Origin of the sequence: Quatrionicoccus australiensis, assembly GCF_020510525.1 — a bacterium.
Lineage (GTDB): Bacteria > Pseudomonadota > Gammaproteobacteria > Burkholderiales > Rhodocyclaceae > Azonexus > Azonexus australiensis_B.
The window spans coordinates 3,631,642-3,655,784 of record NZ_CP075188.1 but is presented as its reverse complement, the minus strand read 5'-3'; the positions used below and the strand labels follow the sequence as shown (position 1 = coordinate 3,655,784).

Below are 24,143 nucleotides of genomic sequence, written 5' to 3'. Positions count from 1 at the left end.
TAGCTTCATTTTCCCCGGTTGCTGAGGAACTGGATGTAAGCCAGTTTCTCGGCGGCGCTCAGTCCGGCGACGCCAAACTGCTGTGCCTTGATCTGCAATTCGGCAAAGGCCTTTTTCTGGCCGCCTTCCTGCAGTTTCTCCAGGGTGTCGCGAAATTCCGTTTCCGACTCCGCTTCGTCAAAGGGCTGGCCGAGAAGTTCCGCTGCAGCATTTTCGATCAGCGCTTCTTCGGGCATGCCGCGCAGGCGTTCGCGCAGTGCGGCGTAGCTGCTGGCCTCTTGGCTGGCGCCGCTGACCAGTTCGCGCAGGCGGATCAGCGCCGGGCGTTCCGGTGTGTCGGGCAGCAAATCGACCTGCAGTTGCGAGGCCAGTTGCGGCTTGTGCAGCACGAGGCGGAGCAGGTTGCGGGTCAGCGACGGCGCGGTGCGACGGGCCTTGGCCGGCGCAGCGGGCGTGTAGGATTTGAGGTCGCACAGGCGCTCGACTTCGCTCTGGGCAAAACCGCTTGCCTCGGCCAGGCGCTTGACCAGTTGCAGGCGCAACAGCGGCGTCGGCAGTTTGAGGAGCAGCGGTTTGGCTTCGTAGATCAGCTGTGCCTTGCCTTCCGAACTGGTCAGGTCGCAGCGCTGGGCGAGTTCGCGCAGCAGGAAGTCGGAAAGCGGCATGGCCTGGATGACCAGGCGGTCGAATTCTTCCTTGCCGTGGGTGCGGATGTAGCTGTCCGGGTCTTCGTCCTGGGGCAGGAAGACGAAGCCGAGGCGCTTGTTGTCGGCGAGGGCTTCGAGCGAGTTTTCGAGGGCACGCCAGGCGGCCTTGCGGCCGGCGTTGTCGCCGTCGAAGCAGAAGACGATACGGTCGACCTGGCGCAGAAGCTTGTTTACGTGCGTCGCCGTGGTTGCTGTGCCGAGCGCGGCGACGGCATTGCCGACGCCGTTCTGGGCAAGCGCGATGACATCCATGTAGCCTTCGGTGACGATGGCGGTGTCGGTATCGCGCAATGCCTGACGGGCCTGCGGCAGGCCGAACAGTTCGCGGCCCTTCTCGAAGAGCGGCGTTTCCGGCGAGTTCAGGTATTTCGGCTCGCCCTGGTCGATGATGCGCCCGCCGAAGGCGATGATGTCGCCCTTCTGGTTGATGATCGGAATCATCAGGCGGTCGCGGAAGCGGTCGTAGCGGCGGCCGGCTTCGTTCTCGATAATCAGGCCGGCAGTCTTCAGTTCGTCGGCGTTGTAGTTCGGGAAGACGGCTTGCAGGTTCTGCCAGCCGTCCGGCGCGTAGCCGATGCCGAAGCGGGCGGCGATTTCGCCGGACAGGCCGCGCTTCTTGCAGTATTCGATGGCGCGCGGTGTAGCCTTGAGCTGATCCTTGTAGTACTGCGCGGCGCGCGCCATGATTTCGATCAGGGCGCGGGTCTGGCCGGGCTTTTCATCATTGAAGCCGCGTCCTTCGCTTTCCGGCATCTGCATGCCGGCGCGGCTGGCCAGTTCCTTGACGGCATCGACGAAGCCCATGCCCTGGTATTCCATGACGAAACTGATCGCCGTGCCGTGCGCACCGCAGCCGAAGCAATGGTAGAACTGCTTGGTCGGGCTGACCGTGAAGGACGGCGATTTTTCGTTGTGGAAGGGGCAGCAGGCGGCGTAATTGGCGCCGGCCTTCTTGAGTGGCACATAGCCGTCCACCAGATCGACGATGTCGATCCGGGCCAGCAGATCCTGGATAAACGAATCCGGGATCATCGCGCTTTAACCGGCAAGTGCGGCTTTTACCAGTTTCGAGACTTCCGCCATGTCGGCCTTGCCAGCCAGTTGCGGCTTCAGGACAGCCATCAGCTTGCCCATGTCGGCCGGGCCCTTGGCGCCGGTTGCGGCGACGGCAGCGGCCACGGCGGCAGCGGTGTCTTCGCTGCTCATCTTTTCCGGCAGGTAGGCGCCGAGGATGGCGATTTCGGCCTTTTCGGCATCGGCCAGATCCTGGCGGGCGGCAGCTTCGTACTGGCTGACGCTGTCCTTGCGCTGCTTGACCAGCTTTTCGATGACGGCGATGACAGCGTTGTCATCAAGTTCGACGCGCTCGTCGACTTCCTTCTGCTTGAGGGCGGCGAGCAGCAGGCGAATGGCGGCCAGCTTGGCGGTTTCCTTGGCCTTCATGGCCGATTTCATGTCTTCGGTGATGCGTGCTTTGAGGCTCATTTTTTTTAGCTGCTAGTTATGAGGATCGAGGATCGAGTAAAAGCGCGAGGTTTTGCCTTTGCTCGATCCTAATGACTGGATCCTGGATCCTGAATTTAAATAAAAAAGCCGCCGGCTGTTGAGGCTGGCGGCTCTTTGGTGCGGCATTCACCGTACTGGATCAGTACAGTTTCGGCGGCAGGGTCTGGCTGCGAATACGCTTGTGGTGGCGTTTGACGGCAGCAGCCAACTTGCGCTTGCGTTCGGCGGTGGGCTTTTCGTAAAACTCACGGGCACGCAGCTCGGTCAGGAGACCAGTTTTTTCAACCGTGCGCTTGAAGCGGCGGATGGCAACTTCGAACGGCTCATTTTCCTTGACACGAATGTTTGGCATATAAATCACCCCCTTCCGTTAGGCGCCTGCCAGGTCAAGTAGAAGGCAGTGCGCGCAAAATTTTTCCGCTGGTTTGCGGGTAGCCGAGCAGTATATTGCAAAAGACCTTTGAGTTCCAAGTGTTAAAATGCGCACCCATGCTAGTCCTCGGTATTGAATCCTCCTGCGACGAAACCGGAATCGCCCTCTACGACAGCGAAGCCGGCCTTTTGTCGCATGCCCTGCATTCGCAGGTGGCGATGCACGCCGAGTACGGCGGTGTCGTGCCGGAACTGGCGTCGCGCGATCACATCCGGCGCGTCGTGCCCCTGCTGCGCGAGGCCCTGGTGCGCTCCGGCCGGCAACTGGCCGAGGTCGATGCCGTGGCTTACACGCGCGGTCCCGGCTTGTCGGGCGCGCTGCTGGTCGGCTGCGCCTTTGCCGAAGCCCTGGCGCTCTCCATCGGCAAGCCGACGATCCCGGTACATCACCTTGAAGGGCATCTGCTGTCGCCCTTGTTATCGAGCACGCCGCCGAGCTTCCCGTTTGTCGCGCTGCTGGTTTCCGGCGGTCATACGCAATTGATGCGTGTCACTGGCGTTGGCGAATACGAATTGCTCGGCGAAACCCTGGACGATGCGGCCGGCGAGGCTTTCGACAAGAGTGCCAAGATGCTTGGTCTGCCGTATCCGGGCGGTGCGCTGCTCTCGAAGCTGGCCGAACAGGGCGATCCGGAGAAATACAGCCTGCCGCGCCCGATGCTGCATTCGGGCGACCTGAGTTTCAGCTTTTCCGGCCTGAAGACGGCGGTGCTGACACTGGTCCGCGAGCAGGGCGAGTCGCTCACCGAATCCTTCAAGGCCGACGCGGCGCGTGCCTTCCAGGAAGCCATCGTCGAGGTGCTGGTCAAGAAGTCGCTGAAGGCGATGAAGCAGACCGGCCTCAAACAGCTGGTGGTGGCCGGTGGTGTCGGTGCCAACAAGCAGTTGCGGGCGACGCTCGACCGCGAGGCAAAACGCAAACAGTTCCGCGTCTATTACCCGGAGCTGGAATTCTGTACCGACAACGGCGCGATGATCGCGCTGGCCGGTTGCCTGCGCCTGCAGTCCGGCACACCGGCCAAGGAAGCCGGCAGCTTTGCCGTGCAGCCGCGCTGGCCGCTGATGGAAATGTCGGCGACGGCGCAGTAGAAAATCGGCCATGCCGCGGTGTCGACCGCTGCGCCCGCCTTTTTCCCCTTTTTCTTGTGGCGTTTCGGGCAATTGCTGCACGGCGGGTTGGACTTGCAGCATTTGCGGCCCATCAGATTTCTCCAGAAATGGTGTGGCGCGCCATCCGGCGCGAGGTGTCGAAACGGTTCAGAAATTGTCGGGCAGCGTGGCGAGCACGTCGATGCAGGGTTCCCAGGCGACAAGTTCGTCGAACCAGCGATCAATGAAACGGGTAATCATGGTGGCCTCCTTGGCTGAAAGCAGGTCGTTCTGACCTGATGCCTGCAGTCTAGATGGCGGTCGTTGATTCATCCAGTCAATAGATCGAATGCTATCGATGTCCTATAGCTATTGTTGTGGGCGAAAAAAAATGCCGGCGAACCGGCATTGCTTTTGGGCGGAAGCGCTTGGGTTTCATGCCTTCTTCTTGCTGCCGATTTTGGACTCCTGGCCGGCGAGCAGGCGCTGAATGTTCTGCCAGTGCTTGCCGATCAGGGCCATGGCGATGATGCCGACGACGATGCTCGGGTGCGCAGCGCCATGCAGCAGCGCCGCATAGACCGGCGCCAGGGCGGCGGCCAGGACGGCGGCGAGCGACGAATAGCGGGAAGCGAAGGCGACGAACAGCCAGGTGCCAAGTACGGCCAGGCCGAGCGCGGGATCGAGCGCAATCAGTACGCCGGCGGCGGTGGCGACACCCTTGCCGCCCTTGAACTTGAGGAAGACCGGGTAAAGGTGGCCGAGGAAGACGGCCAGCGCAACGAGGCCGATCATGTTGTCGCTCAGGCCGTATTGCTGCGCGACGAAGACGGCGGCCCAGCCCTTGAGCGCATCGCCGAGCAGCGTGAACAGTGCCGCCTTCTTGTTGCCGCTGCGCAGCACGTTGGTGGCGCCGGGATTGCCCGAACCGTAGGTGCGCGGGTCGGCGAGGCCGAACAGCTTGGAGGAAATCATCGCGAAGGGAACGGAGCCGAGCAGATAAGCGGCAAGGATGGCGAGTGCGGTTTGCATGAGGTGATATCCCGGCTGGAGTACAATCGCGGCGGATTTTACACTGCCAAGGCATTTCGACTCCCGTATGGACATCATTTTCATCGAAGAACTGCGCGCCGAGACGTGGATAGGCATCTATCCGCGCGAAAAGGCCATGTCGCAGACGGTCGAGATTTCTCTGCAAATCGGCGTGTCGACCGTCTCGGCCGGCGCCAGCGACGACATCCGCGATACCGTGGACTACGCCGTGGTCGTCGAGCGCCTGCGCAGCGATCTGGCGGGCAGCCATTTCAACCTGATCGAGGCGCTGGCCGAACATGTCGCCAGCTACATCCTGGAAACCTTCGCCGTGCACTGGGTGCGCGTCTCGATTGCCAAGCTCGGCATGATGCCGGGCGTCAAGCGCGTCGGCGTGATCATCGAGCGCTCGCTCTAAAAGACAGCAAGCAAAAAGGCCCAGCGGTCGACGTCGACCGCTGGGCCTTTTTTGTCGCGCTCAGAATGCCGCGGCGAGTACGGTCATGATCGCGAAACCGGCGGCCAGCCCGGCGGTGCCGGCGGCTTCGCGACCCGGCTTGTGCGAGGCCGGGATCAATTCGTGGCTGACCACCCAGAGCATCGCCCCGGCTGCGGCGGCGAGGGCGAGCGGCAAGGCTTCGCCGGCCAGGCTGCTGGCGACGACACCGAGCAAGCCGCCGAGCGGCTCGACGAGGCCGGTGGCGAGCGCAATTGCGGCGGCGCGCAAGGGTGTCGCACCAAGCACCAGCATCGCACTGGCGACGATCCAGCCTTCCGGTACATTCTGGATGGCGATGCCCAGCGTCATCCCGTGATCGGCGCCGGCGGCGGCCGAGACGCCGACGGCAAGCCCTTCCGGCACGTTATGCAAGGCGATCGCGGCAACCACGAGGCCGACCCGCGGCAAGGCGCTGTTGCTGTCTATGCTCTCGACGTGGGCGTGCTGGGTGCGGCGGTCCATCTGCTGCATGAGCGCGACCCCGGCCATGAAGGCCAGCGCGGTGACGACGCCGAGCGGCCATGCAGCCGGGCTGGCTGCGACGCTTTGCACGGCCGGCACGAGCAAGGAAAAAAGACTGGCGGCGAGCATCATGCCGCCGGCCAGGCCGAGCATCGGCGCCATCAGTCGCTCGGACGGTCGACGCAAGAAAAGCACCGGAATTGCCCCGAGCCCGGTGGCGAGGCCGGCAAACAGGCTGGCTTCGAGGCCCTTGGCGGCCATCGGGTGGGCGGCCAGCCAGAAAGCGATCTGCTCGATGCCGAAAGCGACGGCGATGCCGGCCATGGCGAGGCCGACCCACAAATGGCGGCGGGCGGCGGGGCGGGCGTAATGCTGGATGACGATCTGGCTCATGCTGGCACTCCTGGTTCGATGAGTGTCACTTTATGGGTTGCGTCGCCATAGCTCCAGTTGATTGATTAAATGGCAGTCATTGCCAAAGCAAATCAGCCCGGCAGCGCCGCGTCCACTGCCTTGGCCGCCAGCGTGCGCAGGATGTCGTGCGGATGAATGCCGACCAGGTAGCCGCGGCGGCCGCCATTGATGTAAATCAGCGGCAGGTCAAGGATCGTTTTCTCGATGAAGACCGGCATCGCCTTCTTGGTGCCGAACGGGCTGGTACCGCCGACCAGGAAGCCGCTGTGCCGGTTGGCGACTTCCGGCTTGCACGGCTCGATCTTCTTGCAGCCAACCTGGCGTGCCAGCTCCTTGGTCGACACCTTGCAGTCGCCGTGCATCAGCACGATCAGCGGCTTGGCGTTCTCGTCCTCGAAAATCAGGGTCTTGACCACGGCGTGCTCGTCGACGTTGAGTTCGCGCGCCGAAACCTTGGTGCCGCCATGCTCCTCGTAGGCATAGAGGTGGCTGGAGAAGGCGACTTTGTGCGCTTTCAGGAACTTGGTGGCCTGGGTTTCGGGGGCGTGTTCGGTTTTGCTCATGGCGAGTTCGGTGGATGCGGGCGACGGCTGATTTTACCGCGTCGGACAAGGTCGACCGCTGAGCGGCCATCTTTACCTGTCTTTACGTGGATTTACCGTTTCAGCTGCCAAGTTTTTCGCGGTGCCGGCCGATAACAGGAGCAGATCCATCAATCAGGAGAAACAGCATGAGCAATATCAGCGTTCCTACCAATAGCGGGAGTGGTGGCAGCAGTCCTGTCAGTGCGGGTGGCAGCAGTTCGGCGAACAGCATAGCCGCGCTGGAAAAGCAGATTGCCGCATTGCAAAAGAAATTGGCCAAATTGCAGGAGAGCGACTCGGAAGACGCTGCCAAGCAGGCCGAACTGATCCAGCAACAGATCGAGGTCTTGCAGGCGCGGATTGCGCAATTGCAGAAGCAGGAGGCGGACAAGGCAGCAGCAAGCAGCGAGCAGTCGCCTGCCGCGGCACCGGCCAGGTCGGCCGATGACAAACTTGGCACTGAAGTCGACGTTTATGCCTGAGAACGTTCAGCTGCGCGGATGATGCAGCGTGTGCAGGCTCTTCAGCCGTTCGCGCGCGACGTGGGTGTAGATCTGTGTTGTCGTGATGTCGGCATGGCCGAGCAGCAGCTGGACGACGCGCAGGTCGGCGCCATGGTTGAGCAAATGGGTGGCGAAGGCGTGGCGCAGTACGTGCGGTGACAGTTTGGCCGGGTCGATGCCGGCCTGCAGCGCATAGCGCTTGATCAACTGCCAGAAGGCCTGACGCGTCATGGCGCCGCCGCGGCCGGTGACGAACAGGGCTTCGCTTTGCTGGTTCTTCAGGATGTCGTTGCGCGCCTCGTCGAGATAGCGCTGCAGCCAGTCGATGGCGACTTCGCCGAGCGGTACCAGCCTTTCCTTGCTGCCCTTGCCGAGGACGCGGATGACGCCTTCGTTGAAGCCGACTTCATGGATTTTCAGATTGACCAGTTCGGAAACGCGCAGGCCGGTCGCGTAGAGCGTTTCCAGCATGGCGCGGTCACGCAGGCCGAGCGGCGTATCGAGGTCGGGCGCGGCAAGCAGGTGGTCGACCTGCTTTTCCGACATCACCTTGGGCAGGCGCGACGGTCGGGCCGGGTTGGCCAGCTTCAGGGTCGGATCGGCAAAGATGCGGCCGCGCCCGAGTTGCCAGCGAAAGAAGCGGCGCAGCGTGGACAGGTAGCGTGCCTGCGAGGTAGCGCGCGTTGTCCGCGACAGGTCGGCGATGAAGCCGGTGAGCGTCGTGTCGCGGCAATCGAGCAGGGCCTCGTGGCTGTGCGTGGCCAGCCACAGCGCCAGGCGGCCGAGGTCGGAACGGTAGCTGTCGAGCGTCGTTCTGGCCAGCCCGTCTTCCAGCCACAGGGCGTCGCAGAAATTGTCGATCTCGGCGAGATCAGCCGGGGAGGCTGTGTTCATGCTGCAGTAGCCAGCGTTTGACGTCGAGCAGAAAGCCGCCGCGCTCACGCGCAAAACCGCCGAGGCCGCCGCCGGTCGCAATGACGCGGTGGCAGGGCACAACGACCGGGTAGGGATTGGCACCACAGGCCTGGCCGACGGCACGCGGCGCATTTTTGATGTTTTTTGCCAGTTGACCGTAAGTCTGGGTCCGGCCGCCGGGAATCGCCGCGATCTGTTGCCAGACGCGACGCTGGAAACTGGTGCCGGCCGGCCGCAGCGGCAGGTTGAAGGTGTACGCCGGATCGGCCAGATAGGCTTCCAGCTGGCGCACCGCTTCGGCGGCCAGGGCGCTGCCTGCTTCCTGCGCCGGGCAGGGTTCGAGAAAATCGATGCCGGTGATTTCGTCGGCATCACATTGCACCCCGAGGCAGAAACCGGGGGCGGCGACGATGGCTTGATAATGAACGGAACTCATGGCAGCCCCTTGGCAGCGTGGGCGCCTAGATTATCATGCGCCGGTAGCGACCTTGAAATGAGAAAGCCATGAGCGTAGCCACAGGGAAAAACAGTTTGAGCCGCGGCCTGGCCCTGGCGGGCGTGCAGTTTTTCTTCACGCTGGGCTGGACGGTTTACGCCCTCTATTTGCCGGATTTGCTCAAAGGGGCGGGGCTCGCGGCGAGCTGGCTGCCCTGGTTGCTGATGGTCGACCAGTTGATTTTTGCGGCGATGGACATTGCCTTCGGCATTGCGGCGGACCGCATGGCCGATACTTATCGCCGCTTGGCCCGCCTGCTTCTGTGGCTGACCTCGCTGTCGGCCGTGGCCTTTCTCCTGTTGCCCTCGCTGGCGCCTGTGTCGCCGGGCTTGTTGCTGCTGGTGCTCGCCATCTGGGTCATTTCGGCTTCGGTCGTGCGCGCGCCGACGATGGTGTTGCTGGCCAAGCGGGCCAAGGCGGCGCAGCAGGGGCAACTGGTCTTGTGCTACGCCGGCGGCATGGCGCTGGCTTCGGCGCTTTCGCCTTTCCTCGGGTTGTGGCTTAAAGGGGTTGATCCGCAACTGGTTTTTGCCCTGTCCGGCTTGGCCCTGCTGGGGGCGGTGCTGGTCCTGCTGCGGCTTGCGCCTGTTCCCCCTGATCTCGAGGCAGATGATGGGCAGCAGCCCGTTGCGTTTGCGAGCTACCTGCCCCTGCTGGCGGTTCTCGGGCTGGCTGCCTTCGGTTTCCAGGTGCATGCCTTCGTCAATGCCGCGCCCTTGTACTTGCTGCATGTCGGCAAGGACAGCCTGCCCTGGTTGATGCCGCTGCTCTGGCTGGGATTCTTTGCGACGCTGCTGGCCGTGTCCGCGCTGGTCAAGCGTTTTGCCGCCTGGTCCGTGGTTGCGGCCGGTTTGTTGCTGACCGCGCTGGCCAGCTATGGTGCCGGCTTGAGCGGCGGGCTGGCCGGGCTGATTGGCCTGCAGTTGCTGACCGGAGCGGGGTGGGCCATGGTCTTCGGCGGACTGATGGAGCAGGCTGGCGTAGATGGCAGGCGGGGGGCGGAGGGCTTGTTCATGGGCAGCTTTTTTGCCGTGCTGGCGATCAGCAGTTTTGCCCGCATTGCCCTGGCGACGCAGTATTTGCCGCTACTGCAGCCGGTCCGGTTTGAACTGCCTGCCGCCCTGCTGCTGGCGGCAGGCTTTTGCCTGGCGGTCTACGTGCTCAAAAGGCCGAAATTCCCGTCTGGGCCCGGCCGAGGATGAGGGCGTGCACGTCGTGCGTGCCTTCATAGGTATTGACCACTTCCAGATTGACCAGGTGGCGGATGACGCCGAAGTCGTCGGAAATGCCGTTACCGCCCAGCATGTCGCGCGCCGTGCGGGCGATGTCGAGGGCTTTGCCGCAGGAGTTGCGTTTCAGCATCGAGACGTTTTCCGGCGCGGCGCTGCCGTCATCCATCATCCGGCCGAGGCGCAGCACGCTCTGGATGCCGAGGGCGATTTCGGTCTGCATGTCGGCCAGCTTTTTCTGGATCAGCTGGTTGGCGGCGAGCGGCTTGTCGAATTGCTTGCGCTCCAGCGTGTATTGCCGCGCCGTGTGCCAGCAGGCTTCGGCGGCACCCAGGGCACCCCAGGCGATGCCGTAGCGCGCCGAGTTGAGGCAGGTAAACGGCCCTTTCAGGCCGCTGACGCCGGGTAGCAGGTTCTCGTTCGGGACGAAGACTTCGTCCATGACGATCTCGCCGGTGATCGCGGCGCGCAGCCCGACCTTGCCGTGAATGACCGGCGCCGACAGCCCCGCCATGCCTTTTTCCAGGATGAAGCCGCGGATCTTGCCGGCATCGTCCTTGGCCCAGACGATGAAGACGTCGGCAATCGGCGCATTGGAAATCCAGTTCTTGCTGCCGGACAGCTTCCAGCCGCCGGGCACGGCGCGGGCGCGCGTGTTCAGGCTGCCGGGGTCGGAGCCGGAGTCCGGCTCGGTCAGGCCGAAGCAGCCGATCAACTCGCCCTGGCCGAGGCGGGGCAGGTATTTCTCTTTCTGCTCGTCGCTGCCGAAGGCGAAGATGGGTAGCATGACCAGCGAGGACTGCACGCTGAGCATGGTGCGGTAGCCCGAGTCGATGTATTCGATTTCGCGCGCGATCAGGCCGTAGGAAACGTAGTTCAGCCCGGCGCCGCCGTACTGCGGCGGCAAGGTTGAGCCGAGCAGGCCCATGGCGCCCATTTCGCGGAAAATCGCCGGGTCGACCGTCTCGTGCCGGAAAGCATCGCGGATGCGCGGCGCCAGCGCCTTGCGGGCGAAGCTCTGCGCCGCATTGCGCACCTGGCGCTCGTCGGCGGCGAGCTGGCTGTCGAGGCGGAAAGGATCTTCCCAGCTGAAGGCGGCCTGGCTCATTTAACCGAACAGCTTGCGGAACCAGCCGGTTTGCTTCTTTGCTTCGGTCGGCGGGGTTTCGGTCTTCATGTTGGCCTTGACCACGCTGACGTAGTCGGCATCGTCGCGCTTGATGTGGTTGACCAGCCAGCGGGCGAGCATGGCATGCAACTCCTCGGCCACATCGTCGCCCAGCTCCATGCGTTCCTGGTACTCGGTGACTTTGCGCGTGAACAGTTCATGCACCTTCTTGTGCGGCTTGCAGTACTGGTAGCCCGCCTCTTCCTGCATGCTTTCCTCGAAGGCGAAATGCGACAGGGTGTAATCGACGCAGTCGTAGATCACCTGCCGGATCTGCTTCTTGTCGCCAAGAACCTGCGCGGCTTCGAGATCGTTGATGAAGTCGACGATGCGGCGATGCTGGTGGTCGATGATGTCGATGCCCGTGTTCAGGTCGGGCGTCCAGGTGATGGTCATGCTGCTTTCTCCAGAATATTGTTTTTGTGGATTATTCAGGCGCGAACGTGACCGTCGCCGAGGACGACCCACTTCTGGCTGGTCAGGCCGTCGAGGCCGACCGGGCCGCGCGCGTGGATCTTGTCGGTCGAGATGCCGATCTCGGCGCCCAGGCCGTATTCGAAACCGTCGGCAAAGCGCGTCGAGGCATTGATCATGACCGAGGCCGAATCGACTTCGCGCAGGAAGCGCATCGCCTTCGGATGGTTGTCGGTGACGATGGCTTCGGTGTGATGCGACGAATACTGGTTGATGTGAGCGATTGCTTCGTCGATGCCGGCCACCACCTTGACCGAAATGATCGGTGCCAGGTACTCGGTGTAGTAATCCTCTTCCGTCGCGGCGACGGCATTCGGCACGATCGCCAGGGTTTCGGCGCAGCCGCGGATTTCGACGCCCTTGCCGGTCAGCATGTGGGCAATCGGCGGCAGCAGCATGGCGGCGACCGAACGGTCGACGAGCAGCGACTCGGTGGTGTTGCAGGTGCCGTAGCGCTGCGTCTTGGCGTTTTCGACGATGCGCAGGGCCTTGTTCGGGTCGGCTTCTTCTTCCAGATAGACGTGGCAGTTACCGTCGAGGTGCTGGATCATCGGTACGCGCGCTTCGGCGAGCAGGCGGGCGATCAGGCCCTTGCCGCCACGCGGCACGATGACATCGACAAACTCGCGCATGGTGATCAGCTCACCGACCGCGGCGCGGTCGGTGGTGTCGATGACCTGCACCGATTCCGCCGGCAGCCCGGCCGCTTGCAGGCCTTCCTGGACCAGCGCGGCAATGGCGCGGTTGGAGCGGATGGCTTCCGAGCCGCCGCGCAGGATGGCGGCATTGCCGGACTTAAGGCACAGCGCAGCGGCGTCGGCGGTGACGTTCGGGCGGGCTTCGTAGATGATGCCGATGACGCCGAGCGGCACGCGCATCTTGCCAACCTGAATGCCGGACGGACGGTACTTGATGTCGGTCATCTCGCCGATCGGGTCGGGCAGCTTGGCGACCTGCTCGACGCCTTCGGCCATGCTTTCTACGCCCTTGGCCGACAGCGTCAGGCGGTCGAGCATGGCGGTTTCGAGGCCGGCGGCACGCGCCGCGGCAAGATCTTCGGCATTGGCGGCGACCAGTGCGGCACTTTCGCGACGGATGGCGGCGGCAATGTGGAGCAGGGCGGCATTCTTTTCAGCCGTCGTCGCACCGGCCAGCCGGCGGGAAGCGGTGCGGGCCTGGCGGCCCACGGTCTGCATGTATTCCTTGATGTCCATGATGTTCCGGGATTTCAGCGCAAAGAAACATTATAGCCAGACAAACAACAGGGAACTTCCGGAACCGGGTAAACTCTTATTCGCTACGACAACGAGGTTTCCATCGAGGACAAGATGGCAGAAAAATTGATATTGCCAAACGAGGTCAAGGTTTGCGCAACATGCAGCTATTGGGATGGCGAACGCCAGGTCGATGCTGAGATGAAAGTGGTGGTGGTTTCCGACGAGTGCCGGGGCGAATGCCTGGTGCAGGAAACGCCCAAACCGGGCTTGCACGACGTGCGCGGCGAGCACACCTGTATCTGGGAAGACCTGGATCCCGACGAGCCGGCCGACGTGGCCGAGGTGGCGAAACAGGCCGCCGGCAAGTAATGAACGACTAGCGGCCGGTGCTCAGGCGCAGGCCCAGTCGCAAGAATTCTTCCCAGATGTTGCCCTGGCCGATGCCCTTGGCCAGACGGTCGATCTGGCCGGCGTGGCGCAGTGCGGCTTCGAGGCCAGCGGTCGACAGGCGCTGCAAGGCCTTTTTCACCGGGTTGGCGCGCGGTCCCCAGACTTTCGCATCCTTGAGCAGTTGATCGACCGGCCGGCCGGCATCCATGCCGGCACGAATAATCGTCAGCGCCCGGATTTCCTCGCTCATCGCCCACAACACCAGCGGCGGCGCTTCGCCTTCCTGCATCAGGCCGTCCAGCGTCCGCGTCAGGCGGGCGATGTCGCCGGCGAGCAGCGCCTCGCGCAGGCCTTCGATGTCATAGCGGGCGACATTGAGCACGGCATCGCGAATCTGTGCGGCGCTCAACTGCCCGGCCGGATAGAGCAGGCCGAGTTTCTGGATTTCCTGGTGCGCGGCGAGCAGATTGCCTTCGACGCGCTCGGCGATGAATTTGAGACTCTCGCCATCGGCGCTCTGCTGCTGCCGGCGCAGGCGACCGGCAATCCAGCCCGGCAGTTCGGCGAGCGGCGGCGCCATCAGCTTGATCGCGACGCCGGCATTGACCAGGGCCGTGAACCAGACCGCCTTTTCCTCGCGCCAGTCGAGTTCGGGCAGGGTGATCAGCAGGAGGTTGTCCATCGACAGGTTCTGGCACCACTGCTGCAGCGCCGCGCTGCCTTCCTTGCCCGGCTTGCCGGTGGGAATGCGCAGGTCGATCAGTTTCTTGTCGCCGAACAATGACATGTTGCCGCCGGCGGCGAGCAACTGGCCCCAGTCGAATTGCGGCAGCACGGTCAGCACTTCGCGTTCGCTGTAGCCCATCTGGCGCGAGCGGGCGCGGATGGCGTCGGCCGCCTCGATGACGAGCAGCGGCTCGTCGCCATAAAGCACGTAGAGCGGGCGCAACTCGCGTTCGAGGTGCGCCGCGAGCTGTTCGCCGCGCAGCAGCATTACTCGTCTTCTTCCTGGTCCGGGTTCTTCGGCTTGATCAGCGACAGCCGGCGCATGATCTGGTTGACCAGGTCGGTGTTCATGTCACGCCACAGCATGGCTTCTTCGAGATCCTTGGCGAGCACCGCGGAGTCGTTGTAGGTAATGTCGCGGATCAGGTTGATCTCGCTCGGGGCAACGAGAATCTGCCCTTTGGCATTGACGACGCGGAAGGTGTAATTCATCTGCAGGCGGTATTCGCGCACGCGGCCCTGGGCATTGACGCTGAGAATGGTCTTCTGGCGGCCGTCGCTGACCTGCTGGAAGATGGCTTCGGCGTTCTGCGCATCGCTGACGATTTCGGTATTGCCGCTCGCCTTGATGTAGCGCTGCAGCCAGACGTTGATTTCGGAGGTGTCCGGCAGCGCGATGTAAAAGGTCTTGTAGGGCAGATTGCCGCTGACCGTCCCGCGCAGGTGGAAGCCGCAGCCGGTGAGGACGGCGGCGATGATCACTGCGAGCAGTAGCCTGAACGGGACGCGCATGGCGGTTTTTCCTTAAACGACGATGTTGACCAGGCGGCCGGGCACGACGACAACCTTCTTGGCCGGCTTGCCTTCCATGAACTTGACGGCGCCTTCGGAAGCCAGCGCGGCGGCTTCGATGCTCGCCTTGTCGGCCTCGGCGGCAACGCGGATGGAGCCGCGCAGCTTGCCGTTGACCTGCACCATGAGCTCGATTTCATCCTGCTTGAGCGCGGCCGGATCGGCTTTCGGGAAGGCCTGGTTGCCGGCATCCTGGCCCGGCTTCAGCTCGGCATAGAGCGCCTGGCCGATGTGCGGCACGATGGGGAAGAGCAGCAGCGCGATGCTTTCCAGGGTTTCCTGGGCGAGCTTGCGGCCGGTGGCGTCGGACAGCTCGCACTTGTCGTAGGCGTTCAACAGTTCCATGACCGCGGCAATCGCCGTGTTGAACTGCTTGCGGCGGCCGTAATCGTCGGCCACCTTGCCCATGGTCTGGTGCAGCTTGCGGCGCAGGTCGGCCTGGGCGGTCGACAACGAATTTTGCTCGATTTTCGCGTCGACCAGACCGGCCTGGACGTGGTCGTAAGTCGTCTTCCACAAACGGCGCAGGAAGCGGTAGGCGCCTTCGACGCCGGCGTCGGACCATTCCAGCGACTGATCGGGCGGCGAGGCGAACATGATGAACAGACGCGCCGTGTCGGCGCCGTACTGGTCGATCAGTGCCTGCGGATCGACGCCGTTGTTCTTCGACTTGGACATCTTCTCGGTGCCGCCGATGACCACCGGCAGGCTGTCGGCGCGCAAGGTGGCGCCGGTCGGGCGACCTTTCTCGTCGGTGACGACATCGACGTCGGCCGGGTTGATCCATTGCTTCTTGCCGCCGTCGAGTTCGCGGTAGAAGGTCGGGGCGACGACCATGCCCTGCGTCAGCAGGTTGGCGAAGGGCTCGCCCAAGTCGCCGATCAGGCCGACATCGCGCATCAGCTTGGTGAAGAAGCGCGAGTACAGCAAATGCAGGATGGCGTGCTCGATACCGCCGATGTACTGGTCGATGCCGCCCTTGCACCAGTAGGCGACGCGCTCGTCGACCATGGCCGTGGTGTTGTCCGGGCAGGCGTAGCGCAGGAAGTACCAGGACGACTCGAAGAAGGTGTCCATGGTGTCGGTTTCACGGCGGGCGTCGCCGCCGCACTTCGGACACTTGCACTCGTAGAACTCGGGCATCCTGGCGAGCGGCGAACCGGCGCCGGTGATCTCGACGTTCTCGGGCAGGACGACGGGCAATTGCTCGTCCGGCACCGGCACGTCGCCACAGGTCTTGCAATGGATGATCGGGATCGGGCAGCCCCAGTAACGCTGGCGGGAAATGCCCCAGTCGCGCAGGCGGAACTGCACCTTCTTGTCGCCGAGATCCTTGGCGGCGAGGTCGGCGGCGATGGCGTCGACGGCGGCTTCGTAGCCGAGACCGTCGTATTTGCCGGAATTGACCAGCTTGCCCTTGACCTTGTCGGCGTAGGACTCGGCCCAGGCCTGGTCGCTGAAGGTTTCACCTTCGACGGCGACGACCTGCTTGATCGGCAAGTTGTACTTCAGCGCAAACGCGAAATCGCGCTCGTCGTGCGCCGGCACGGCCATCACCGCACCGTCGCCGTAGCTCATCAGCACGTAGTTGCCGACCCAGACTTCGACCTGCTCGCCGGTCAGCGGATGCGTGACGAAAATGCCGGTCGGCATGCCCTTCTTTTCCATCGTCGCGATGTCGGCCTCGGCAACGCCGCCCTTCTTGCATTCTTCAATGAAATTGGCCAGTTCCGGGTTGTTCACCGCTGCGCGCTGCGCCAGCGGATGCTCGGCGGCGACGGCAACGAAGGTGACGCCCATGATGGTGTCGGCGCGGGTGGTGAATACCCACAGCTTTTCGTTGGCGTCGTCAGCAGAACCCATCCCCACCCCCGACCCCTCCCCTTGAAGGGGCGGGGAGGTTGGTGCGGCTGCGCCGGAGGCCACGACCGGAAAGGCGAAGCGCACGCCGGTGCTCTTGCCGATCCAGTTCTTCTGCATCAGGCGCACCTGCTCGGGCCAGCCTTGCAGGTTGTCGAGCTCGGCCAGCAGTTCTTCGGCGTAGGCGGTGATCTTCATGTAGTACATGGGGATCTCGCGCTTCTCGATCAGCGCGCCGGAACGCCAGCCGCGGCCGTCGATGACCTGTTCGTTGGCGAGCACGGTGTGATCGACCGGGTCCCAGTTCACGGTACCGAGCTTCTTGTACACCAGGCCCTTTTCATAAAGGCGGGTGAACAGCCATTGTTCCCAGCGGTAATACTCCGGCGTGCAGGTCGCGAATTCGCGTTCCCAGTCGATGGCGAAACCGAGCGACTGCAGCTGTTTGCGCATGTAGTCGATGTTGGAATAGGTCCACCCGGCCGGCGGCACGTTGTTCTGCAGCGCGGCATTCTCGGCCGGCATGCCGAAGGCGTCCCAGCCCATCGGTTGCAGCACGTTGAAGCCCTGCATCTTGTGGAAGCGCGACAGCACGTCGCCGATCGTGTAGTTGCGGACATGCCCCATGTGCAGCTTGCCCGACGGATACGGGAACATCGAAAGGCAGTAGTACTTGGGCTTGGTGGCGTCCTCGACGGCGCGGGCGGCACCGGTTTTGTTCCAGTGGCTCTGGGCTGCACGTTCGATATCGGCCGGGGTGTATTTGTCCTGCATGGGGTTCCGCTGAAAATCGTTGAATAAGGGCGGGATTATACCGGTTGGGGGCGGGGGGCGCTTGGGGGGAGGGGGCTTGTTTGGCTGTTGGGGGCTGCCGTTGTGTCTCGCTTCCGGAAGAAGTTGCCCTTGTTTTGCGGCTGTGTTCCGCCTTGCGGGCGGGCAGCGTTGCGCGCTTAACCGCTGCTTTCCGCGCTGCGGCGCGGGCGTACTTTCTTTTGCTTCGCCAAAAGAAAGTAGCCAAAGAAAAGGCGACCCCCGGGTCGGCGCCGGGCTTTGCCCGGTTCCTTGCGCTACTCGGCCGTCCGGGCGGCTTGCTAAACTCGCCTGCGGCTCAGACAGACGCAAGCCGAAGGCCCCCGGCCGTCCTGCGTTGCTCAGCGCCTCTCAGGGGGACCCGAAAGGTGTCTCGGAACAACGGCTCTGCCCTGGAAAAGCAAAAAGGGTGTTTTTTAGCGGTCGACCGCTTGAAACAGGCCAAAACCATTTTCACCGGTTCGGCGGCGACGTCTTTCCGGGTCCCCATGTGGAGCGCCGAGCAACGGAGAAGGGCCGGGGGAAGTCGGCGAGGACTGTCTGAGGCCCGCAGGGCCGAGTTCCGCAGCCGCCCGGCACTTCGAGTAGCGCAGGGGAGTCGGCGCAGCCGACCGCGTAGCCTGGGGTCGCCTTTTCTTTGGCTACTTTCTTTTGGCGAAGCAAAAGAAAGTATGCCCGCCCGCAAGGCGGAACCCAGCCGCCAAACAAGGACAACATCTCCCGTAGCCGAGACGAACAGCGTCAAGGCCCGGAAAAATCGCTATAAAACCAAGGTCGACCGCCCAGGAATAAGCCATCAACCCATGAACTCCCAGCCTCCGGGGGCGGTCATCAAGACTCTTCCCCCGGACGCCGGCGTCCATCAAGACCGAACAACCACTACAGAAACCGCCGCAGTCAGCCGGAGCCTGCACGCTCCCGCCAACCGGCGACCGGTTTCAGCGGCGTCCGGTCAGGCCGCTTTTTTTTGCGGGTACACCGTTTCCCAGGATGTCTGCCAGAAGCGGTAGGCATTCTCGGCCGCGGCCAGCGAGAGCAGCGACATGCGGGTCTGGTGGTGCCACATCCACGACAGTTGCGGCGCCGGGGTCAGGGCGTATTGCGGTGTGCCACCGACTTCGTTCTCGACGATGGAGAGGAAGCGTTCGACGGTCAGGCCCCAGTATTCCGAGCCTTCGGTCTTGCCGGTGATGTGTTCTGCTTCCGAGACGGCGCGACGCCACAGCTTGAGTGCGAGCTCGTCGCTGATGCCGGCCTTGCGGGCGATCCAGGGCAGTATTTTTGGTGCTTTCATGCTGTTACTCCTTTTATTACATTCTCGTGGGGGGTGACCACTAGTTGCTTCGATTGCCTTGTGGGCAAAAAGTTTTGTGCACTGCAATATATTTTTTGCCAAGTATACTTGCGCGGTTTTCATCGTGCGTAAAAAAACGTTAGGTGAGAATTGCTGCGTTGCACAATTGCAACAAATTGGTAATACCAATTATCCAAGTGGTATTTCGTGGCGCTTGAAGCGCCTGTAGTTCCGACTGAAAATCGAGTCATGTCCGATCTCCTCGCCAACCTGAATTCCCCGCAGCTGCAGGCCGTTACGCTGCCCCCCGTGCATGCCCTGATCCTGGCCGGCGCCGGCAGCGGCAAGACGCGCGTGCTGACCACGCGCATCGCCTGGCTGATGTCCACCAACCAGGTCGGACCGCACGGTCTGCTGGCCGTGACCTTCACCAACAAGGCGGCCAAGGAAATGACGGCGCGCCTGGCAGCGCTGGTGCCGATCAACACGCGCGGCATGTGGATCGGTACCTTCCACGGCCTGTGCAACCGCCTGCTGCGTGCGCACTACCGCGAAGCCGGCCTGCCGCAGACCTTCCAGATTCTCGATACGGCCGACCAGCTGGCGATGGTCAAGCGCCTGCTGAAGAACCTCAATATTGATGACGAGAAATATCCGCCGCGCGAACTGGTGCATTTCATCAATGCGCACAAGGAGCAGGGCATCCGTGCCGCGCAGGCCGAGGCTTACGACAATTTCACGCAGAAGCGCGTCGAGCTGTACACCGAGTACGAAAACCAGTGCAACCGCGAGGGGGTCGTCGATTTCGCCGAACTGCTGCTGCGCTGTTATGAATTGCTGCAGCGCAACGAGCCGCTGCGCCGGCATTACCAGGAGCGTTTCCGCTACATCCTGGTCGACGAGTTCCAGGATACCAACAAGCTGCAATACGCCTGGCTGCAACTCCTGGCCGGTGGCGGCGCCAAGGTTTTCGCGGTCGGCGACGACGACCAGAGCATCTACGCCTTCCGTGGCGCCGAGGTCGGCAACATGCGCGATTTCGAGCGCGAATACGCCGGCGACAACATCATCCGCCTCGAGCAGAACTACCGCTCGCACGGCAACATCCTGGCCGCCGCCAATGCGCTGATCAAGAACAACCGCGAGCGCCTCGGCAAGAACCTGTGGACCGACGCCGGCGAGGGCGAACCGATTCGCTGTTTCGAGGGCTATTCCGACCTCGACGAGGCGCGCTTCGTCGTCGAGGAAATCCGCGAACTGGTGCGCGACGGCATTTCGCCGACCCAGATCGCGCTGCTCTACCGCTCCAACGCCCAGTCGCGCGTGCTCGAAAACGAGTTGTTCACGAAGAACGTGCCGTACAAGGTCTATGGCGGCCTGCGCTTCTTCGAGCGCCAGGAAATCAAGCACGCGCTGGCCTACCTGCGCCTGCTCGGCAACCCGGACGACGACACCGCCTTCCTGCGCGTCGTCAATTTCCCGACGCGCGGCATCGGTGCCCGTTCGCTGGAAAACCTGCAGGCCACGGCGCACCAGATGAATTCCAGCCTCTACAACGCGGCCGCTTCGCTGACCGGCAAGGCCGGCCAGACAGTCGGTGCCTTCATCCGCCTGGTCGAGCAACTGCGTGTCGAGACGGAAGGCCTGCCGTTGCCGGAAGTGGTCGAGCATGTCATCGAGAAGTCCGGTCTGGCACAGCATTACCGCACCGAGAAGGAAGGCCAGGACCGGCTGGAGAATCTGGACGAACTGATCAATGCCGCCGCCACCTTCGTCGATGACGAAGGCGCGATCGGCGAGGGCGGCGCGCTGGTCTCCTTCCTCACCCTGGCTTCGCTCGAAGCTGGCGAGCATCAGGCGGGCGAAGGCCAGGAGGCTGTCCAGCTGATGTCGGTGCACGCCGCCAAGGGCCTGGAATTCGACGTCGTCTTCATCACCGGTCTCGAGCAGGGCCTGTTCCCGCACGAGAATTCGGTGAACCAGGGGCGCGACGGGCTGGAGGAAGAGCGTCGCCTGATGTACGTCGCGGTGACCCGCGCCCGCCAGCGTCTCTACCTGACCTGCGCCCAGACCCGCATGCTGCACGGCCAGACGCGCTACTGCGTGCCGTCCAGCTTCCTCGACGAAATCCCGGAAAACCTGCTCAAGAAGCTCAACAAGAAGGCCGAGCCGGCGTCATCGGTACCGGCCTTCGGCCAGTTCGGCGGCGGCTATGCCGAGCCGGTCAGCGGCGGCCTGCGCATCGGCATGAGCGTCGAGCACGCCAAGTTCGGTCTCGGCGTCATCGTATCGACCGAAGGGCGCGGCGCCGATGCGCGCGTCCAGGTCAATTTCGGCGGTGCCGGCATGAAATGGCTGGCCCTGGAGTACGCCAAGCTGACGCCGGTTTGATTTTTACCCGGTCGACGCCGGAAAAATGCCTGTTTTCAGGCGTCGACCGCGCTAGATCGCAGATCGGCAGGGTGATAATCTCGCTGTCTTGAAAAAAGATAACGCGGAGATCCCCATGCCCCACGCCATACGCATCCATCAGGCCGGAGGTCCGGAAGTCCTGCGCTGGGAGGAAGTCCTTGTCCCGGCGCCCGCCGCGGGCGAAGCGACCATCCGCCATGCCGCGGTCGGCCTCAATTTCATCGACGTCTATCACCGCACCGGCCTCTATCCGCAGATCATGCCGGCCGGGCTTGGCCTGGAAGGCGCCGGTGTGGTCGAGGCGCTCGGCGACGGCGTGACGGATCTCCGGGTCGGCGATCGCGTCGCCTATGCCGGCGGCCCGGTCGGCGCCTATGCCGAAGTGCGCAACATCCCGGCGCATCGCCTGCTCAAGCTGCCCGACACGATTTCCTTCGAAACGGCCGCCGCGATGATGCTGCAGGGCCTGACCGCCGCCTACCTGCTGCGCAAGACTTACCGCGTGCAGCCCGGCGATGCCGTGCTGATTCACGCCGCCGCCGGCGGCGTCGGCCTGATCGCCTGCCAGTGGGCGAAGGCGCTCGGTGCGACGGTGATCGGCACAGTGGGCTCCGCCGCCAAAGGCGAACTCGCGAAGGCGCACGGTTGCGGCCACGTCATCGACTACAGCAGCGAGAATTTCAGCCAGCGCGTGCGTGAGATCACCGGCGGCGAAGGTGTCGCGGTGGTTTATGACGGCGTCGGCAAGGACACCTTCATCGGCTCGCTCGACAGCCTGCGGACTATGGGCATGATGGTCGCCTACGGCAATGCCTCCGGTCCGGTGCCGCCGCTCGATCTGCTGCTGTTGTCGCAGAAGGGCTCGCTATTCGTGACCCGGCCGACGCTGATGAACTACACCGCCAAGCGGGCTGATCTCGAGGCGCTGGGCGCCGAGCTGTTCGCGATGGTCGGTTCCGGCCGCGTGCGCATCGAAGTCAACCAGCGCTATGCGCTGAAAGACGCCGAACTGGCACATCGCGACCTGGAAGCCCGCCGCACTACCGGCTCCACCATACTGCTTCCATGATGGCCAGGATCAAAGCCAGTCTGCTGTCGCTGCGCGACCTGTTTGCCACCGCCTGGTGGATCTTCCTGATCGTCGGCATCGGTTTCGTCGTCGCCTACCAGTTCGTCGAGCCGGCTCCGCCCAAACACATCGTGATCACCACCGGCAGCGAGTCCGGCGCCTACTACCAGTTCGCCAACCGTTACGCCGCGATCCTCGCCAAGAACGGCATCACGCTGGAAGTGAAGACCTCGGCCGGCTCGCTGGAAAATCTCGAACGTCTCAAGAATGACGAGGCGCAGATCGGTTTCGTCCAGGGCGGTGTCGTGCCGCCCAAGGAAGATCCGGATGCCGAAGACGATTCCGGCCTGCTCTCGCTGGGCAGCCTGTTCTACGAGCCGGTCTGGGTGTTCTATCGCGGCGAGAAAAAGCTCGACCGCCTGACCGACCTGCGCGGCAAACGCATTGCGATCGGCCAGGAAGGCTCCGGCGTGCGCCAGCTGGCGCAGCAACTGCTGGTCGCCAACGAAATTCCGCTCGGCCGCAACCTGGTGCCGGTCGCCGGCCTGAAGGCCGCCGAAGAACTGCAGCAGGGCCGCATCGACGCCGCCTTCATCATTGCCGCCGAAAGCGCGCCGGTGGTGCAGGTGCTGCTGCGCTCGCCCGGCGTGCGCCTGATGAGTTTCGCCCAGGCCAACGCCTACCAGCGCCGCTTTCCCTTCCTGACCCGGCTGACGCTGCCGCAGGGCGTTGCCGACCTGGTGCGCGACTATCCGCCGGAAGACATCAAGGTGCTGGCGCCGACTGCCAACCTGATCATCCGCGACGACCTGCATCCGGCGCTGCAAACCCTGCTCCTGCAGGCGCTCAGCGACGTGCATGGCAAGTCCGGCTTCTTCCAGGATGCCGGCGAGTTCCCGTCCTACATGGACCAGATGCTGCCGCTGTCGCCCGACGCGGCGCGCTATTTCAAGTCCGGTTCGCCCTTCCTGCAGCGCTACCTGCCGTTCTGGCTGGCGGTGCTGATCGACCGCCTGATCGTGCTGCTGGTGCCGATCATCGCCCTGCTCATCCCGCTGCTCAAGATCGCCCCGGCGATCTACACCTGGCGCGTGCGTTCGAAGATCTTCCGCATCTACGGCGAGCTGAAATTCCTCGAGGAAGACATCAAGCAGCATTCCGATATCGAGCGAGCCGGCGAATACCGCCTGCGCCTCGATACGCTGGAAGACGAAGCCAGCCAGTTGCACGTGCCGCTCGGCTTCACCGACCTCGTCTACACCCTGCGCGAACACGTCAACCTGGTGCGCCAGGCCCTGCACAAACTGGAAAAGACCGCATGAAAGCCTTTCTCGTCGCCAATCCCAAGGGCGGTTCCGGCAAGAGCACGCTGGCTACCAACCTGGCCGGCTATTTCGCCTCGAAACGCCATGACGTGATGCTCGGCGACATCGACCGCCAGCAATCCTCGCGCGAATGGCTGGCGATCCGCCCCTTCGAGCTGCCCAGCATCGATACCTGGGACATCGGTCATGACAACATTGCGCGCCCGCCCAAGGGCACCAGCCATGTCGTGCTCGACACGCCGGCCGGCCTGCACGGCAAGCTGTTGGAAAAGGTGCTCAAGCTGTCGACGCGCGTCATCGTGCCGGTGCAGCCGTCGATGTTCGACATGCTGGCGACGCGCCATTTCCTCACCGAGCTGCTCTCGGAAAAGGCCGTGCGCAAGGGCAAGGCTGATGTCGCCGTGATCGGCATGCGCGTCGATGCCCGCACCCGCGCCGCCGGCGAGCTGGAAAAATTCTTCGCCACCTTCGACCTGCCGGTGCTCGCCTACCTGCGCGACACGCAGACCTACGTCCAGGCCACGGCGGCCGGCATGACCATCTTCGATCTGCCGCCGTCGCGCGCCGAGCGCGATCTCGAGCAGTGGCGGGCGATCATCGACTGGGTCGAGGCCGACTAGGGCGCCAGCCGGTCAACGCCGCAAAAAGGCCATTTTTCACCGGTCGACCGGTGGCGGA

General features: G+C 63.4%; 24 protein-coding genes. 9 read left to right on the top strand and 15 right to left on the bottom strand.

What is annotated here, in order from left to right:
* Positions 1–5 precede the first annotated feature (5 nt).
* The 3 genes from dnaG to rpsU all read right to left on the bottom strand — a co-directional run bounded on the left by dnaG (position 6) and on the right by rpsU (position 2,565).
* On the bottom strand, positions 6–1,739 hold the full coding sequence (gene dnaG / locus KI612_RS17430) for a DNA primase (RefSeq protein WP_226441330.1): 1,734 nt from the start codon (positions 1,737–1,739) through the stop codon (positions 6–8).
* 6 nt (positions 1,740–1,745) lie between these two features.
* Positions 1,746–2,192 (bottom strand): GatB/YqeY domain-containing protein, encoded by a 447-nt coding sequence (locus KI612_RS17425; RefSeq protein ID WP_226441329.1) that lies wholly within the window; start codon positions 2,190–2,192, stop codon positions 1,746–1,748.
* Positions 2,193–2,352: 160 nt separating this feature from the next.
* Positions 2,353–2,565, bottom strand: coding sequence for a 30S ribosomal protein S21 (gene rpsU / locus KI612_RS17420; protein WP_119490453.1), 213 nt, complete (start codon positions 2,563–2,565; stop codon positions 2,353–2,355).
* Between the two features lie 137 nt (positions 2,566–2,702).
* On the opposite strand from rpsU, the gene tsaD reads away from it, so the two are divergent.
* The gene (tsaD, locus tag KI612_RS17415) at positions 2,703–3,734 is read left to right on the top strand and encodes a tRNA (adenosine(37)-N6)-threonylcarbamoyltransferase complex transferase subunit TsaD (protein WP_226441328.1); all 1,032 of its coding nucleotides are present in this window, start codon (positions 2,703–2,705) and stop codon (positions 3,732–3,734) included.
* 435 nt (positions 3,735–4,169) lie between these two features.
* On the opposite strand, the gene plsY is transcribed toward tsaD, so the two are convergent.
* On the bottom strand, positions 4,170–4,766 hold the full coding sequence (plsY, locus tag KI612_RS17410; protein WP_226441327.1) for a glycerol-3-phosphate 1-O-acyltransferase PlsY: 597 nt from the start codon (positions 4,764–4,766) through the stop codon (positions 4,170–4,172).
* Between the two features lie 67 nt (positions 4,767–4,833).
* Between plsY and KI612_RS17405 the strand changes: the two genes are divergently transcribed.
* Positions 4,834–5,184 (top strand): dihydroneopterin aldolase, encoded by a 351-nt coding sequence (locus KI612_RS17405; protein ID WP_226441326.1) that lies wholly within the window; start codon positions 4,834–4,836, stop codon positions 5,182–5,184.
* Between the two features lie 60 nt (positions 5,185–5,244).
* Here the strand turns inward: KI612_RS17405 and KI612_RS17400 are convergent, their stop codons facing one another.
* Entirely contained in the window at positions 5,245–6,120 is an 876-nt protein-coding gene (locus tag KI612_RS17400; protein ID WP_226441325.1) for a ZIP family metal transporter, read from the bottom strand.
* Positions 6,121–6,212: 92 nt separating this feature from the next.
* Positions 6,213–6,704 (bottom strand): Cys-tRNA(Pro) deacylase, encoded by a 492-nt coding sequence (gene ybaK / locus KI612_RS17395; RefSeq protein ID WP_226441324.1) that lies wholly within the window; start codon positions 6,702–6,704, stop codon positions 6,213–6,215.
* Positions 6,705–6,871: 167 nt separating this feature from the next.
* On the opposite strand from ybaK, the gene KI612_RS17390 reads away from it, so the two are divergent.
* Complete coding sequence (locus KI612_RS17390) at positions 6,872–7,207, top strand: FlxA-like family protein (protein ID WP_226441323.1); 336 nt, start codon at positions 6,872–6,874, stop codon at positions 7,205–7,207.
* A gap of 6 nt (positions 7,208–7,213) precedes the next feature.
* Here the strand turns inward: KI612_RS17390 and xerD are convergent, their stop codons facing one another.
* Both xerD and KI612_RS17380 read right to left on the bottom strand, forming a co-directional pair.
* Positions 7,214–8,122 (bottom strand): site-specific tyrosine recombinase XerD, encoded by a 909-nt coding sequence (gene xerD, locus KI612_RS17385; RefSeq protein WP_226441322.1) that lies wholly within the window; start codon positions 8,120–8,122, stop codon positions 7,214–7,216.
* The gene (locus tag KI612_RS17380) at positions 8,100–8,579 is read right to left on the bottom strand and encodes a methylated-DNA--[protein]-cysteine S-methyltransferase (RefSeq protein WP_226441321.1); all 480 of its coding nucleotides are present in this window, start codon (positions 8,577–8,579) and stop codon (positions 8,100–8,102) included. The genes xerD and KI612_RS17380 overlap by 23 nt, the downstream gene beginning before the upstream one ends.
* A gap of 68 nt (positions 8,580–8,647) precedes the next feature.
* On the opposite strand from KI612_RS17380, the gene KI612_RS17375 reads away from it, so the two are divergent.
* Complete coding sequence (locus KI612_RS17375; protein WP_226441320.1) at positions 8,648–9,841, top strand: MFS transporter; 1,194 nt, start codon at positions 8,648–8,650, stop codon at positions 9,839–9,841.
* On the opposite strand, the gene KI612_RS17370 is transcribed toward KI612_RS17375, so the two are convergent.
* From KI612_RS17370 to KI612_RS17360, 3 genes are read right to left on the bottom strand one after another with little or no spacing between them, the layout of a single operon-like run.
* The gene (locus KI612_RS17370; RefSeq protein ID WP_226441319.1) at positions 9,801–10,976 is read right to left on the bottom strand and encodes an acyl-CoA dehydrogenase; all 1,176 of its coding nucleotides are present in this window, start codon (positions 10,974–10,976) and stop codon (positions 9,801–9,803) included. The two genes, KI612_RS17375 and KI612_RS17370, sit on opposite strands and share 41 nt — an antisense overlap.
* Positions 10,977–11,432, bottom strand: a complete 456-nt coding sequence (locus KI612_RS17365) for a bacteriohemerythrin (RefSeq protein ID WP_226441318.1) — start codon at positions 11,430–11,432, stop codon at positions 10,977–10,979. It abuts the gene before it with no gap.
* 35 nt (positions 11,433–11,467) lie between these two features.
* Complete coding sequence (locus KI612_RS17360; protein WP_226441317.1) at positions 11,468–12,724, bottom strand: glutamate-5-semialdehyde dehydrogenase; 1,257 nt, start codon at positions 12,722–12,724, stop codon at positions 11,468–11,470.
* Between the two features lie 114 nt (positions 12,725–12,838).
* On the opposite strand from KI612_RS17360, the gene KI612_RS17355 reads away from it, so the two are divergent.
* A complete protein-coding gene (locus KI612_RS17355; RefSeq protein WP_226441316.1) occupies positions 12,839–13,096 on the top strand; it encodes a hypothetical protein in 258 nt (85 codons plus the stop codon).
* Between the two features lie 7 nt (positions 13,097–13,103).
* On the opposite strand, the gene holA is transcribed toward KI612_RS17355, so the two are convergent.
* The 4 genes from holA to KI612_RS17335 form a co-directional block, all read right to left on the bottom strand.
* On the bottom strand, positions 13,104–14,111 hold the full coding sequence (gene holA / locus KI612_RS17350) for a DNA polymerase III subunit delta (RefSeq protein ID WP_226441315.1): 1,008 nt from the start codon (positions 14,109–14,111) through the stop codon (positions 13,104–13,106).
* The gene (locus KI612_RS17345) at positions 14,111–14,635 is read right to left on the bottom strand and encodes an LPS-assembly lipoprotein LptE (protein WP_226441314.1); all 525 of its coding nucleotides are present in this window, start codon (positions 14,633–14,635) and stop codon (positions 14,111–14,113) included. The genes holA and KI612_RS17345 overlap by 1 nt, the downstream gene beginning before the upstream one ends.
* 12 nt (positions 14,636–14,647) lie before the next feature.
* Positions 14,648–17,329, bottom strand: coding sequence for a leucine--tRNA ligase (gene leuS, locus KI612_RS17340; RefSeq protein ID WP_226441313.1), 2,682 nt, complete (start codon positions 17,327–17,329; stop codon positions 14,648–14,650).
* A gap of 988 nt (positions 17,330–18,317) precedes the next feature.
* The gene (locus KI612_RS17335) at positions 18,318–18,659 is read right to left on the bottom strand and encodes a hypothetical protein (protein ID WP_226441312.1); all 342 of its coding nucleotides are present in this window, start codon (positions 18,657–18,659) and stop codon (positions 18,318–18,320) included.
* 249 nt (positions 18,660–18,908) lie between these two features.
* On the opposite strand from KI612_RS17335, the gene KI612_RS17330 reads away from it, so the two are divergent.
* The 4 genes from KI612_RS17330 to KI612_RS17315 all read left to right on the top strand — a co-directional run bounded on the left by KI612_RS17330 (position 18,909) and on the right by KI612_RS17315 (position 24,085).
* Positions 18,909–21,050 (top strand): UvrD-helicase domain-containing protein, encoded by a 2,142-nt coding sequence (locus KI612_RS17330; RefSeq protein WP_226441311.1) that lies wholly within the window; start codon positions 18,909–18,911, stop codon positions 21,048–21,050.
* 115 nt (positions 21,051–21,165) lie between these two features.
* Complete coding sequence (locus tag KI612_RS17325; RefSeq protein WP_226441310.1) at positions 21,166–22,140, top strand: quinone oxidoreductase family protein; 975 nt, start codon at positions 21,166–21,168, stop codon at positions 22,138–22,140.
* On the top strand, positions 22,137–23,462 hold the full coding sequence (locus KI612_RS17320) for a TAXI family TRAP transporter solute-binding subunit (protein ID WP_226441309.1): 1,326 nt from the start codon (positions 22,137–22,139) through the stop codon (positions 23,460–23,462). The genes KI612_RS17325 and KI612_RS17320 overlap by 4 nt, the downstream gene beginning before the upstream one ends.
* Positions 23,459–24,085, top strand: coding sequence for a ParA family protein (locus KI612_RS17315; protein ID WP_226441308.1), 627 nt, complete (start codon positions 23,459–23,461; stop codon positions 24,083–24,085). The genes KI612_RS17320 and KI612_RS17315 overlap by 4 nt, the downstream gene beginning before the upstream one ends.
* The last annotated feature ends 58 nt before the right edge of the window (positions 24,086–24,143 follow it).